The sequence below is a fragment of the Pantoea sp. ANP04 genome (assembly GCF_041982285.1).
Classification (GTDB): Bacteria; Pseudomonadota; Gammaproteobacteria; order Enterobacterales; family Enterobacteriaceae; genus Pantoea; species Pantoea eucalypti.
In genome coordinates this window covers 124,704-136,491 of the sequence record NZ_JAUTYS010000004.1, presented here as the reverse complement: position 1 = coordinate 136,491, position 11,788 = coordinate 124,704, and the positions used below count along the sequence as shown (strand labels likewise).

The following is an 11,788-nucleotide window of genomic DNA, read 5'->3' as shown; positions in this document are numbered from 1 at the left end:
TCCTTAAATCGACTGGCGAACCACATTGCGTAATTCATCGATTTTGACAAACAGCGCATCAATTTCATTACGATAGCGACGGCTTTTCGCAAATAAACTTAATGCCCGGTTATATTCCAGCATTAATTGTTTTTGCGTTTCGCCATCACGCGGGTTAATTGCGAGCTGCTGCTCCAGTTGCGTTATTTTCTCGCGACTGACTTCCGCCAGATGATCCTGCTGCTGCTCGCTGGGTTGTTCCGCAGCCGGAGACTTTTTTAAGAATCCAAACATAGGCTCTCCTGCCCCCTATATGCCGGGGTGTCTCAGATTAATAGTGATGATAAAAACGTTTAACGCAATAATTCGGTGATGGCGACGCTGGTAATTAACGGAATAACTGCATCTTCTCTACCAGCACATTGGTCACTGCATCATTGGCGGGCACCAGGAAATTACGCACGCTGTCATTGACCTTGCCTTTCTCAAAGGTCGATTTGCACTGCGCCACCCACTGCACATTCATTTCGGTGCCGACATTGACCTTCTCAATCCCGCTGCTTACCGCCAGTCGCATATCTTCATCGCTGACGCCGGTGCCACCGTGCAGCACCAGTGGCGTGTGGGTTGCCGCCGTAATATCCGCCAGGCGCTGATGCTGAATATGCGCCTTCCCGGTGTAAAGGCCATGTACGGTGCCGATTGAGATTGCCAGCATATCAACGCCGGTCTCTTCAACGAAACGGCGTGCATCTTCCACCGGCGTAAACGCGATCGCCTCCATCTCCACACATTTACCATCTTCCGAACCGCCAATCGCACCCAGTTCCGCTTCAACTGAAACATTATGCGGACGCGCCATATCAATCACCCGGCGGGTATTGGCAATATTCTCTTCAATCGGCAGATGTGACCCGTCATACATCACGGAACTGAATCCGGCATCTATCGCCGTCTGAATCGCCGCTAAATCGGAACAGTGATCGAGATGCAAACAGGTCGGCACATTCATACTCTCCGACAGCGATTTAATGGCATCGACCAGCAACTTATGACCGAGATATTTCGCCGTGCCGGTGGAGATCTGAATCATTAGGGGACTGTTGGTCTTCTCTGCCGCTTTAAAATAAGCGGGCAACATTTCCAGGCAGTGAAGATTAAAAGAACCCACCGCTTTAAAGTCACGCTGTTTAGCCAGCTTTAACAGGTCGGCGAAATTATAAAGTTTCATGGATTTTTTCCTCTTGAGGTTTGGTGGATTTGCCGTTAACAAACCAGGCAAGCGCGGTAACAAAAGCAATAAACAGGGCAACAAACAGCCAGTTATTCTGGAAGGCGTGGCCGAGTACCAGGCCGGTACTGATGACGTCCGAGTCACTGAAGGTCACGCCGGTGAAGCCGTAGCTCTCCAGCATTGGCACCAGGATGGCGGGCAGAATGGTGATAAAGAGTCCGTGGACGAAGCCGCCGATCATCGCGCCGCGTCGTCCGCCCATGGCATTACCAAAGACCCCGGCGGTGCCCCCGGCAAAGAAGTTGGTCAGCAGTCCCGGCAGGATCATCGCCAGTCCAAACATCGGGAAGACGAGCATGCCAACGATGGAGCCGAGCGTGGTGGCGAGGAAGCCGACAATCACCGCGTTCGGGGCGTAAGGAAACATCACCGGGCAGTCCAGCGCCGGTTTGGCATCGGGTACCACGCGCATGGCGATGCCCCGGAAGGCAGGCACCAGCTCGTTGAGCAGCAGGCGGACACCGCTGTAGAGCACAAAGACCCCGGCCACGAACTGAATCGACTGCATAAAGGCGTACATCAGGTAGTTCATGCCGTTGCTGTACTGGGCAATGAATGCCGGACCGGCCGCCACGGCGGGGATCAGGTACATCGGCACCATCACCAGCGCCATCGACAGATAGGTATCCTGCAGAAACTTAAAGTTATCGGGCAGCTTCAGGTCTTCGGTGGAGCGCGATCCTTTGCCCACCACTTTGGCGACCGCCGCCGTGACCAGATAGCCAATGGTGCAGAAGTGACCCAGCGCCACATCGTCGGAGTCGGTGATACGCCGCACCACCGGCTGTGCCAGTGCGGGCATCACGACCGCCATAATCCCGCCGAAGATGCCGCCGGTCAGGATCAGCGGCAGGCCAGTCAGCCCCGCTTTGTAGCCGATGACAGCGCCAATCGTCGCCATCCATAACAGAGCCTGGCCGGTCAGGAAGATGTACTTAAACGGTGTCAGCCGCGCGATGATGATATTGACGATAAAGATCACCAGCAGCGTCAGCGCCACTTCAGATCCCAGCTCACGGTTAGCCAGTCCGGCGATAGCGGCTACATCGGTGATATAGCCGCGCATACCAAAGCCGTGGGTAAAAATGGTATTGAGGAACGTCAGCGTCCCCACAATAATATTGATACCCGCCATCATAATTAAAAAGCCGAGCAGGGTTTTAAAGGTGCCTTCCACCACCTTGCCTGCTGATTTCTTCTGCAGCAGCAGACCAATCAGCGCAATAAACGCGATCAGAATTGAGGCCTGCCCCAGCAGATCTTTTACCAGGAAGTCGATCACACTATTCATGGGCAGCGACCTTCTCGTTACGTTCTTTTAAAAAGGCCAGGATCTTCTGCTCTATTTCCACTTTATCGGTGAGCCGGTTAAGAATAATGACCCGTTTAATCTGTTCCGGACTGGCGTCGGCATTTAATACATCGGCAAAGGCTTTTTGCGTCAGGATCATATCTGACTTAAATGCATTCGCTTCTGAAATGGTGGTGTGATCGATATCGGCCTCAATTTCCAGTTTTTTTAATACTGCTTTTGCGCTCATCTCAATCGCAAAACTGGATCCTAATCCACAACCACAGACACATAATATTTTCAGCATGGTTTTTCCTCACACTATATTGAGTTGTTTAGCGAGTTTGTAATGGTGCCCGTCAATATCGACCAGGCGTTTTTGCATGCTTAATAAATCAATCGGGATCGGTTTATTGCTGCCATTAATAATGACCGCTTTATTCCGCATGCCTGACTGAATACAACGCACCACTTCACTGGCCATAATGGTGCCCTGATAAATTTCTTCGCAGGTGGGATCACCATTGCGCAGTCCGTAACCGAGAATAGTTTTACGGATGCGTACGCCAATAAGCGGCTCAAGCTGTTTGATTAAGGTGTCGATCGCCCCCTGAAAACCGGGCGAATATTCACGGGTGTAGCCTTCTGAACAGAGGATGACCACGCTGTTCTGTTCGGCCAGCCGTCCGGTAATACGCTGCGCCAGTTGTGGCAAAGGAATCTGGCACTCCGGAATCAGGGCGATATCCGCATTGGATTTAATCGCCGATTGCAGCGTTAATTCGCCGCAATAGCCGCCGAGTAACTCCAGCATAAAAACCCGGCCCGGTAAGGCGCGCCCGGTATTACGCAGTTTTGCGACCTCTTTTAATACCTGTTCGCAGGCGGTAGAAAATCCCAGCGTGTAATCACTGCCGAAGACATCATTGTCGATGGTCATACCGACGCCGAAACAATTAACGCCAGACTCCGACAGGATGTGGAGAAACTGCAGCGATCCGTCACCGCCTGCCATGATTAATACGTCAATACGTGCGCTTTTAAGCTGGCGCGCAATTAAATCATATTCGCTGCGCACCAGTTTCTTTTGCGTCCTTCCGGACTGCATCACCGGAATCGGGGCGATGGCAAAGTCGAGCAGATCGCGCTGGCTGATATCACGATGGTTATTTGCCAGAAGGCCGGGAATGCCGCCGTCAAATATCACCATCTCAGCCTGCGCGAGACGCCCTATCTGGAAGACAAAGTTATTTATTCCGGTGACATCCCCGCCACTGATCACCATTCCAATGCGCATTTCCCTCACCCCGCTGGCTTACTCTGCTGAGGGCCATTCTTCCGGTTCACGGGGTTGCTATTTGCAGAGGAGATCACAGTTACGCGCGGTATTTTTCGGGCAGGCGTGTTGACAGCAGTAGCTTAAGGCCTTTATTTGTGAGCTGTGTCACTCTATTCCAACTTATTACTTCACGGACGAATCAATACAAATCATCAGCTTAGGTTGCCGAACAGGTTTTTGATTTGGCCAACAGAATAACGAATGATCGGGCATAAAAATGGCATTGCGAATTTGTGACTTTCACCTCATTTTTCCCGGTTCTGGCCCGGTTCAGGCGATTAAAATAGTTTTTATCGGGAGGGCTGGATTATTCAGTGCACGTAAAAAAGGGAATATTTCAGGAGATGCAGGAAAGGAAGAAAAATGAATCAGGGGCGCAGCGAGCTGCTGCGCCCCACACACTTATTTCGCGTAAGCTTCGGTAGACAGCGTCAGGGTGACGTCGTCGCTTACCGCCGGGACATATTTGTCCAGCCTGAAGTCAGAACGCTTGATGGTGCCGGTGGCATCAAAACCAATCGCCTGCTTCTTCACCATCGGATGCTCGCCCTGCTTGTTCAGCGTGGCGTGCAGCGTAACAGGCTTAGTGATCCCTTTCAGGGTCAGGTTACCTTCAACGTCAAATTTGTTGTCGCCCTTTGCAACCACTTTGGTGCTGTGGAAGGTCGCAGTTGGGTATTTGGCCGTGTCGAAATACTCAGCGCCTTTGAACTCTTTGGTCAGCGCCGCAACATGGCTGTCGATTTTGCTGACTGGCAGGGTTACGTCAACGCGTGATGCTTCCGGATGATCTTTATCAAACACCAGCGTACCGGTTGCATCCGGAATATCCGCGGTAGGATTTGAGAAGCCAAAATGGTTCCAGGCCACAATGACAGACGTATGCTCAGGATTCAGCTGGTAGTGCATCGCCTCAGCCTGAGATAACGGGGCGTAAAGGGTAGCAGCGGCTAACAGGGGCAGTGCGATACGTTTGAAGTTCTTCACAGTCAATTCCTTATCCGGACAAAAGTGAACTGAGTGTGGTTCAGTTAGCCCGGAATAGACAGTGAAGAGATTTGTCCGTAATTTTCAAATAAATTCAGCAACTTTATATCGGGCGCTATACATTTTCTCCCCCGGTAAACAGCACGCGCCAGCGGCGGCGATCCTGAATCAGTGTGCGGTGCAGCTGTTGCAGATCGGTAAGGGTCAGCGCCTCTATCTGCGCCGCATCCGGTTCTGCCAGACCATTTTCACGGCGTAACTGCGCCAGTGGCTGCGCCACTTCCCGGCTCAGCAGACGCGTTTTCAGTGCCACCAGGTCACACTCTGCCAGCGTCTCGTTAAGGGAACGCAGGAAGTTGCGGCAGTAGCGCAACAGTGACAGCGCGCTGTAATCGGGCGACTGCAGCGCAAACACTACGCCGTCTTCATCGGCACAGCGCATATAGCGGCTGTTAACGACATACCCTATAGGTTGTTCAACCCGATAGCGCTGGAAGAAACGCGGCTCGTAGATCAGCGCCAGCGCACGTAATGCCGCAAGCTGTTCAGGACGGTGCAGTGGAATAAACAGCAACAGCGCGTTATCCGTACTGGCGTGCAGCAGACGCGTCATGCCCGTTTGTGTGGTCATACGTTTTGGTGGCGTGTCAGGGTTAACCGGCAGCGACAGCGCGCTCAGCCGCCGGGCAATCAGCGAATGCAGCGCCGCGTTGCCGCCTTTAAGCGCCGCCCGCCAGCAATCCGGCGCAAAGGTCGCTGCCAGCTGATAAGGCAGCTGCTGCTGCAGCGCGCGGATTGCGATGCTTTCGACAGGTGACGGCAGGTTTGCCTCAACCGGCAGCGACAGTGCACAGACAATCTGGCTCAGCGCCTGATCAGTGACCGCCTCATCTGTCGTCAGCTGAAGCGTGAGCTGCCATACGCCCTCTACTTCCTGCCAGCAGCCGTTACCGCCCTGGTGACGCAGCGCAGCAAACAGCGGACGCAACCGCCGCCCCAGCTCTTCGCCCACCTCGGCGGTAAACGTTGAGTAAAACTCGGGTCGCAGAATCAGCACGGGGTTCGGGTTATCTGACTGATAATGCGGTAACGCCACCGACTCTTCGGGCAGGGGATCAGGCGTAATGGCGACATCAAGCGGATAGAATGTGAAATTCACCGCGGGCAGCGCGTCAGGTGGTGCTGGCTGCCAGTGGGTCAGTGCCAGACTGTAACCCTGTGTGATGAGGTTTTCTGATGGCGGTTGCGGCGTACAGCAGAGCAGCGTGCCCGGCGCGCTGTTAAGCCTCTCCAGCAACAGTAGCAGTACAGGCAGCGTTTCATCGGGCGCAAAGCCGACGGCGCGCTGACGGAGTTGCTCCATAAGTGACAACGTCACAAATCGTTGCTGACTAAGCTCATGATAGTGCTGATGCTGTGCCTCACCGATCTGGCTCAGTGCCTGCAGGTAGCTATCAATTAGCGCATTCACGGTTTCTGGCATCTCAGTTTCGACACCCAGCGCCAGCCAGAGCGCACCGCCTGCCTGATAGATCCACTTCAGCTCCAGCGTCTCCGCCAGCCCCTGCTCGCGCAGCGTTGCCAGCAGCGATCCGGGTGCCTCATCCAGCAAAAACTCACGCCACAAAGTGACACCGTCACTACTTTCAATCAGCCAGGTGCGCCATAACGCTGGCGAGGCGCTACCCGCCAGTCGCCAGCAGGTCTGGCTGTTCAGCTGCGGCGGTGGCAGATCCTGTTGCCACTGACCAGCAGGCAGCGCGCTGGCAAACTGGCGTGCCAGCTGCTCCAGTTCATCCAGTGACTGCGGTCCCTGAAGCCAGAGCCGCATATTACTGGCGAAATAGTAACGCTGATGGAACTGACGCAGCGCCCGTTGCAGCGCAGACATCTCGTCGCCAAAGCTCGCCCGGCTGCCGATATGGAAGCGCTGAAATTCCGCAGGTGATTGCGCGGCATGCAGCAGTGCCGCTTCGATGCGGGATGGCTCATGGCACTGCAACAGCTGATACTCGGCGTCAATCACCGCCACTTCCTGCGCGATGGCCTGATTATCCAGCAGCGGAGAGACGAGCATATCCTGAAGTCGGGCCAGCCCGTCAGCCAGCAACGACGGCGTCACCTCAAAGAAAAACGCGCTGCGCCGGGCCAGCGTGGTGGCGTTGACCTTCCCGCCCTGGGTCTGAATCCAGCTCATCAGCCGGCCCTCATCAGGCCAGCCGCTGCTGCCGGTGAACAGCAGATGCTCCAGCAGATGCGCCAGTCCGGGCCAGCGTTCTGGCTCATCGTGGCTCCCTGCACCCACCTGAATCAGGGCAGCGGCCTGGCTGGCATCTGCCTGATGCACCAGTTCAATCATCAGACCGTTTATCACCAGGCCGCGCGTTTTCATCAGAGGTTCCGTGTTTTGTAGATCAGTTGCGAGTTGCTGCGGTTACGGAACTGCAGCTGACCAATTTTAATGTCGCTGCAATCCGCCTCACGCCGGGCTTCAAGGATTTTGCCGTGATGCGGCGATTTGCTGCAGACCGGATCGGTGTTGTCGGCATTGCCGGTCAGCATGAAAGCCTGACAGCGACAGCCGCCAAAATCTTTCTCTTTCTCATCACAGGAGCGGCACGGCTCCGGCATCCAGTCGAAACCGCGATAACGGTTAAAGCCAAACGAGTTATACCAGATATCGTCCAGGCTTTGCGTCAGTACAGAGGGAAATTCCACCGGCAGCTGGCGCGCACTGTGACACGGCAGCGCCGTGCCCTCTGGCGTCACGCTGAGGAAGATAGCGCCCCAGCCACCCATGCAGGGCTTGGGTCGCTCTTCGTAGTAGTCTGGCGTCACAAACAGCAGGTTGGTCAGATTGCCGTTGGTGCTCATCCGCTCACGGTAGGTTTTCACCACGGCTTCCGCACGGGCGATCTGCTCACGTGTCGGCAGCAGACCTTCACGGTTAAGCTGCGCCCAGCCGTAGAACTGACAGGTCGCCAGTTCAACGTCATCTGCCTCCAGCTCAATACAGAGGTCAATGATTTTATCGATCTGATCGATGTTATGACGATGCAGCACGAAGTTCAGCACCATCGGATAGCCGTGGGCTTTCACCGCTTTCGCCATCTCCAGCTTCTGCTGAAACGCTTTTTTCGATCCCGCCAGCGCCGCATTCAGGGTTTCGTCACTCGCCTGGAAGCTGATCTGGATATGATCCAGACCCGCTTCGCTGAACGCATCCAGCTTCTTCTCGGTCAGGCCAATGCCGGAGGTGATCAGGTTGGTATAGAAGCCAAGGTCGCGCGCCGCCTTGATCAGCTCAGGCAGATCTTTTCGCACCAGCGGCTCGCCGCCGGAAAATCCGAGCTGAACGCTGCCCATCGCGCGCGCCTGACGAAAGACTTCGATCCACTGCTCAGTCGTCAGCTCCTTCTCCTGCTGGGCGAAATCCAGCGGGTTAGAGCAGTAGGGACACTGCAGCGGACAGCGATAGGTCAGCTCGGCCAGCAGCCAGAGCGGCGGATTCACACCAGGTTTATGCGGGGTCACGGAACTGTATCCACTTCTGTTCATAGGCTGACTGCAGGAATTCTAAGACGTCCGGACCCACGCCGCCCGCTTCCGGAAAACGGTTATCCAGGGTCGCGATAATCGCGGCGATATTCTGTTTGCCATCCACCAGCTCAAGAATGGCGGCGGCGGTTTCGTTCAGCTTTGCCATGCCTTCAGGATAAAGCACCACGTGCGTATCCTGAGCAGCTTCCCACTGCATACGGTAGCCGCGACGAAACGCGGCAATCGAGTTTTCATTCATCTGTTATACCAGTCGGGTGGTGTGCCACGCCGCCTTGTCTGTGACGGTGTGATAAGGCGGACGTTTCAGCTCGTAAGCCATGGTCATGGCGTCCAGCATGCTCCATAAAATATCGAGCTTAAACTGCAAAATTTCCAGCATCCGGTTCTGCGTTTCAGCGGTAGTGAAGTACTCCAGCGCCAGCGCCAGACCATGCTCCACATCGCGGTTCGCCTGACCCAGGCGGCTGCGGAAGTAGAAATACCCCTCTTCTTTGATCCACGGATAGTGCTGCGGCCAGCTCTCAAGCCGTGACTGGTGGATCTGCGGAGCGAACAGTTCGGTGAGCGAGCTGCAGGCCGCCTCCTGCCAGTTGGCGCGGCGGGCGAAGTTAATGTAAGCATCCACCGCAAAACGCACGCCCGGCAGCACATGCTGCTCTGACAAGAGTTCTTCGCGCGTCAGACCGACCGCCTCGCCCAGCCGCAGCCAGGCCTCGATGCCGCCCTCTTCGCCATTGCTGCCGTCGTGGTCAAGGATGCGCTGAACCCATTTGCGGCGGGTCGCCGGATCGGGACAGTTAGCCATGATCGCCGCATCTTTCAGCGGAATGGTGGTCTGGTAATAGAAGCGGTTTGCCACCCAGCCCTGAATCTGCTCGCGCGTGGCCTGACCGTTATGCATCGCAATGTGATACGGATGATGGATATGGTAGTAAGCGCCTTTGTCGCGCAGGGCCTGTTCAAAAGCCTGTGGTGACAGCGTGTCAGTGATCTGCATGATTTAGCCCTGAAGGTGGATCGCCATCCCGTCCCAGCTCACCTCTATTCCCTGCTCCGTCAGAAACTGACGCTGCGGTGACTGCTCGTTAAGGATCGGATTGGTGTTGTTAATGTGGATCAGAATTTTGCGTCTGGCCGGCAGAGACGCCAGCAACGCCATCAGTCCCTGCTCTTCCGCCAGCGCCAGATGGCCCATCGCCTTGCCGGTGTTGTGACCCACGCCGGTAGCCAGCAGCTCATCATCCTGCCAGACGGTGCCATCAATCAGCAGGCAATCCGCTTTTTGCAGCCACGGTAATATCACCGCATCGGGCTCGCCCAGACCTGGTGCGTAGAGCAGCGTCTGGCCATTCGCCCGGTTTTCAATAAACAGCGCCACGTTGTGGCCGGCAAGCGGCCTGTCGCGGAAGGGCGAGTAAGGCGGTGCATTGCTGATAATGGGAATCGCCGTGAACTGCAGATCTGTGCAGACATCGACGCTGAACGGCGTCAGTGGCGCAATCGGCCGGTGCTGTAAGCCGCCATTCCAGTGGGTGAGCATCGGAAAGATCGGGAAGCCGGTGCTGAGGTCAGCATGCACTTCCGGCGTACACCACACCTGATGCGGGCAGCCTTCACGCAGGCTCAGTAGCCCGGTGGTGTGATCGATCTGGCTGTCGGTGAGGATAATCCCCCCAATCGCCGTGCCGCGCAGCACGCCCTGGCGGGTCAGTTCTGGCGTATGCAGGATCTGCTGGCTGATATCGGGTGAAGCGTTGCATAGCACCCAGTCTTCGCCGTTATCGCTCAGGATAATTGACGATTGCGTGCGTGCCTGGGCCTGAATCGTGCCATTACGCACGCCGTGGCAGTTGGCGCAGTTACAGTTCCACTGCGGAAATCCGCCACCCGCGGCTGAACCGAGGATTTTGATAAACATAGAGGAAAACCAGAAGTTGAAAAAAAATGCCCGCTCAGAGGGCGGGCAGAACGATTAACGGTTGGAGATGTACAGAGTGACTTCCAGACCGAGACGCATATCAACGAAAGTTGGTTTTTTCCACATGAGTTACTTCCTCTTGGTTAACAGTAAAAAAGCTGTCTGAAATCAGCGTGACCGGCAATGAATGAGACGGCCGTCACAATTTCCAGGCAGATGTTGCGCCAATGGCGCGTCGGGATCAAGTCCGGAACGTAAGGAAATTGTTATCACAGCCCGGTCAGTTGTAAAACCCGCTGCCAGTTTCCCCATGCCAGTTTCTCAGTCAGTGTCTGATCATAGCCTGCTTCCTGAAAAGCAGCGAGCAATCGCGGCATTCCGCTGACATCGCCCAGCGCTGCTGGCGGGGTAATTCCGTCGAAATCGGAGCCAAACGCCACATGGTCGCTGCCCATTATCTTCAGGAGGTGATCACAATGCTTAACAATTTCTGTTAATGGCGTGTCAGCATCGCGTTTACCGTCGGCGCGCAAAAACGCATTGCCAAAATTAATGCCGACCAGACCGCCGCTGTCGCGGATCGCCAGCAGCTGGTCATCGGTCAGATTGCGCGGTTGCGGACAGAGGGCGTGCGCGTTGGAGTGGCTGGCGACCAGCGGCGCAGTGGAAAGCCGGGCGGTTTCCTGGAACGTCTTCATGTTCATGTGCGACACGTCGATCATCATCTTCAGTTCACCCGCCTGCTGAATCAACCTTTCGCCGGCAGCGGTCAGGCCCGGTCCGGTGTCGGGCGAGCCGGGAAAACTGCCACTGACGCCTTCACCAAAGCGACTGCGCAGATTCCAGAATGGCCCGATGCTGCGCACCCCCGCCTGCCAGAAGGCGTGCAGCTGTTCGCCCTCCTCGTCCAGCGCATCAGCACCTTCAATGTGAGCCACCATCGCCAGTACGCCTGCGGCGCGGCAGGCAATAATATCTTCACTGCTGCGGCAGAGTCGCGCCCGCCCGCCTGACGCATCGGCCAGCTGCTGCAGGATCTCAAGCTGTTGCCACATGATCTCCAGCGGGCGATACGGCTCATCGGCCCGAACCGGAACGGTGCGGGCGATATATTCCTGCGGCGGCACAAAGATCGCAAACAGCCCGCCACCCATTCCGCCCTGCTGAATGCGCGGAAAGTCGAGATGCCCCCGCTCAATACCCTGATAAAACGCCTGCGCGGGCGCATCACGATGATGCAGCCAGAGGTTAAGCAACAGATCGTTGTGACCGTCAAAAATCAGCATAAGCGTCCACCCAGTTAAACAGGCGACCATGCTAACCCCACCAGGCGGATTCATCAAACCAGAGCGCACGGAGGGTGTTGTCACTTTTGCACATCAGGTTGTCAGCGTTGCGCGCGCGGTTTGCAGGGCTTGT

At 55.7% G+C, this 11,788-nt stretch carries 14 protein-coding genes; 1 reads left to right on the top strand and 13 read right to left on the bottom strand.

The features are described 5' to 3' along the window. Window positions 1-3 precede the first annotated feature (3 nt). The 5 genes from Q7C21_RS07470 to Q7C21_RS07450 all read right to left on the bottom strand — a co-directional run bounded on the left by Q7C21_RS07470 (window position 4) and on the right by Q7C21_RS07450 (window position 3,861). Window positions 4-273: a hypothetical protein gene (locus Q7C21_RS07470; RefSeq protein ID WP_003853512.1), complete on the bottom strand. Its 270-nt coding sequence runs from the start codon at window positions 271-273 to the stop codon at window positions 4-6. Window positions 274-367: 94 nt separating this feature from the next. Then, window positions 368-1,210, bottom strand: a complete 843-nt coding sequence (locus tag Q7C21_RS07465) for a class II fructose-bisphosphate aldolase (RefSeq protein WP_003853511.1) — start codon at window positions 1,208-1,210, stop codon at window positions 368-370. Further along, complete coding sequence (locus tag Q7C21_RS07460) at window positions 1,197-2,564, bottom strand: PTS sugar transporter subunit IIC (protein ID WP_008925155.1); 1,368 nt, start codon at window positions 2,562-2,564, stop codon at window positions 1,197-1,199. Before Q7C21_RS07460 ends, Q7C21_RS07465 begins: the two co-directional genes overlap by 14 nt. After that, window positions 2,557-2,871: a PTS sugar transporter subunit IIB gene (locus Q7C21_RS07455; protein WP_003853506.1), complete on the bottom strand. Its 315-nt coding sequence runs from the start codon at window positions 2,869-2,871 to the stop codon at window positions 2,557-2,559. Before Q7C21_RS07455 ends, Q7C21_RS07460 begins: the two co-directional genes overlap by 8 nt. Window positions 2,872-2,880: 9 nt before the next feature. Then, entirely contained in the window at window positions 2,881-3,861 is a 981-nt protein-coding gene (locus Q7C21_RS07450) for a 6-phosphofructokinase (protein ID WP_140915584.1), read from the bottom strand. Between the two features lie 259 nt (window positions 3,862-4,120). Between Q7C21_RS07450 and Q7C21_RS07445 the strand changes: the two genes are divergently transcribed. Continuing rightward, on the top strand, window positions 4,121-4,270 hold the full coding sequence (locus tag Q7C21_RS07445; RefSeq protein WP_375150571.1) for a hypothetical protein: 150 nt from the start codon (window positions 4,121-4,123) through the stop codon (window positions 4,268-4,270). 35 nt (window positions 4,271-4,305) lie between these two features. Here Q7C21_RS07445 and Q7C21_RS07440 read toward each other — a convergent pair whose 3' ends face one another. The 8 genes from Q7C21_RS07440 to Q7C21_RS07405 form a co-directional block, all read right to left on the bottom strand. Continuing rightward, window positions 4,306-4,890, bottom strand: coding sequence for a YceI family protein (locus Q7C21_RS07440; RefSeq protein ID WP_003853502.1), 585 nt, complete (start codon window positions 4,888-4,890; stop codon window positions 4,306-4,308). A gap of 115 nt (window positions 4,891-5,005) precedes the next feature. Then, window positions 5,006-7,282 carry a pyrroloquinoline quinone biosynthesis protein PqqF gene (gene pqqF / locus Q7C21_RS07435; protein ID WP_375150570.1) on the bottom strand — a complete coding sequence of 759 codons (2,277 nt, stop codon included), beginning with the start codon at window positions 7,280-7,282 and terminating at the stop codon, window positions 5,006-5,008. Beyond that, window positions 7,282-8,448, bottom strand: a complete 1,167-nt coding sequence (gene pqqE, locus Q7C21_RS07430) for a pyrroloquinoline quinone biosynthesis protein PqqE (protein ID WP_375150569.1) — start codon at window positions 8,446-8,448, stop codon at window positions 7,282-7,284. Before pqqE ends, pqqF begins: the two co-directional genes overlap by 1 nt. Continuing rightward, a complete protein-coding gene (gene pqqD / locus Q7C21_RS07425; protein WP_003853497.1) occupies window positions 8,411-8,689 on the bottom strand; it encodes a pyrroloquinoline quinone biosynthesis peptide chaperone PqqD in 279 nt (92 codons plus the stop codon). The genes pqqE and pqqD overlap by 38 nt, the downstream gene beginning before the upstream one ends. 3 nt (window positions 8,690-8,692) lie before the next feature. Beyond that, complete coding sequence (gene pqqC / locus Q7C21_RS07420; protein ID WP_003853494.1) at window positions 8,693-9,448, bottom strand: pyrroloquinoline-quinone synthase PqqC; 756 nt, start codon at window positions 9,446-9,448, stop codon at window positions 8,693-8,695. A 3-nt stretch (window positions 9,449-9,451) separates the two neighbouring features. Continuing rightward, complete coding sequence (gene pqqB / locus Q7C21_RS07415) at window positions 9,452-10,369, bottom strand: pyrroloquinoline quinone biosynthesis protein PqqB (protein ID WP_003853493.1); 918 nt, start codon at window positions 10,367-10,369, stop codon at window positions 9,452-9,454. A gap of 54 nt (window positions 10,370-10,423) precedes the next feature. Continuing rightward, on the bottom strand, window positions 10,424-10,495 hold the full coding sequence (pqqA, locus tag Q7C21_RS07410) for a pyrroloquinoline quinone precursor peptide PqqA (RefSeq protein WP_010245082.1): 72 nt from the start codon (window positions 10,493-10,495) through the stop codon (window positions 10,424-10,426). A gap of 143 nt (window positions 10,496-10,638) precedes the next feature. Then, window positions 10,639-11,655: a dipeptidase gene (locus tag Q7C21_RS07405; RefSeq protein ID WP_008925150.1), complete on the bottom strand. Its 1,017-nt coding sequence runs from the start codon at window positions 11,653-11,655 to the stop codon at window positions 10,639-10,641. Window positions 11,656-11,788: the final 133 nt, after the last annotated feature.

Coding starts and splice junctions, on each gene's coding strand:
- pqqF (WP_375150570.1), bottom strand. CDS start 7,282: ATGAAAACGCGCGGCCTGGTGATAAACGGTCTGATGATTGAACTGGTG.
- Q7C21_RS07445 (WP_375150571.1), top strand. CDS start 4,121: ATGGCATTGCGAATTTGTGACTTTCACCTCATTTTTCCCGGTTCTGGC.
- Q7C21_RS07460 (WP_008925155.1), bottom strand. CDS start 2,564: ATGAATAGTGTGATCGACTTCCTGGTAAAAGATCTGCTGGGGCAGGCC.
- Q7C21_RS07470 (WP_003853512.1), bottom strand. CDS start 273: ATGTTTGGATTCTTAAAAAAGTCTCCGGCTGCGGAACAACCCAGCGAG.
- Q7C21_RS07450 (WP_140915584.1), bottom strand. CDS start 3,861: ATGCGCATTGGAATGGTGATCAGTGGCGGGGATGTCACCGGAATAAAT.
- pqqC (WP_003853494.1), bottom strand. CDS start 9,448: ATGCAGATCACTGACACGCTGTCACCACAGGCTTTTGAACAGGCCCTG.
- pqqE (WP_375150569.1), bottom strand. CDS start 8,448: ATGAACAGAAGTGGATACAGTTCCGTGACCCCGCATAAACCTGGTGTG.
- Q7C21_RS07405 (WP_008925150.1), bottom strand. CDS start 11,655: ATGCTGATTTTTGACGGTCACAACGATCTGTTGCTTAACCTCTGGCTG.
- Q7C21_RS07465 (WP_003853511.1), bottom strand. CDS start 1,210: ATGAAACTTTATAATTTCGCCGACCTGTTAAAGCTGGCTAAACAGCGT.
- pqqD (WP_003853497.1), bottom strand. CDS start 8,689: ATGAATGAAAACTCGATTGCCGCGTTTCGTCGCGGCTACCGTATGCAG.
- pqqB (WP_003853493.1), bottom strand. CDS start 10,369: ATGTTTATCAAAATCCTCGGTTCAGCCGCGGGTGGCGGATTTCCGCAG.
- Q7C21_RS07455 (WP_003853506.1), bottom strand. CDS start 2,871: ATGCTGAAAATATTATGTGTCTGTGGTTGTGGATTAGGATCCAGTTTT.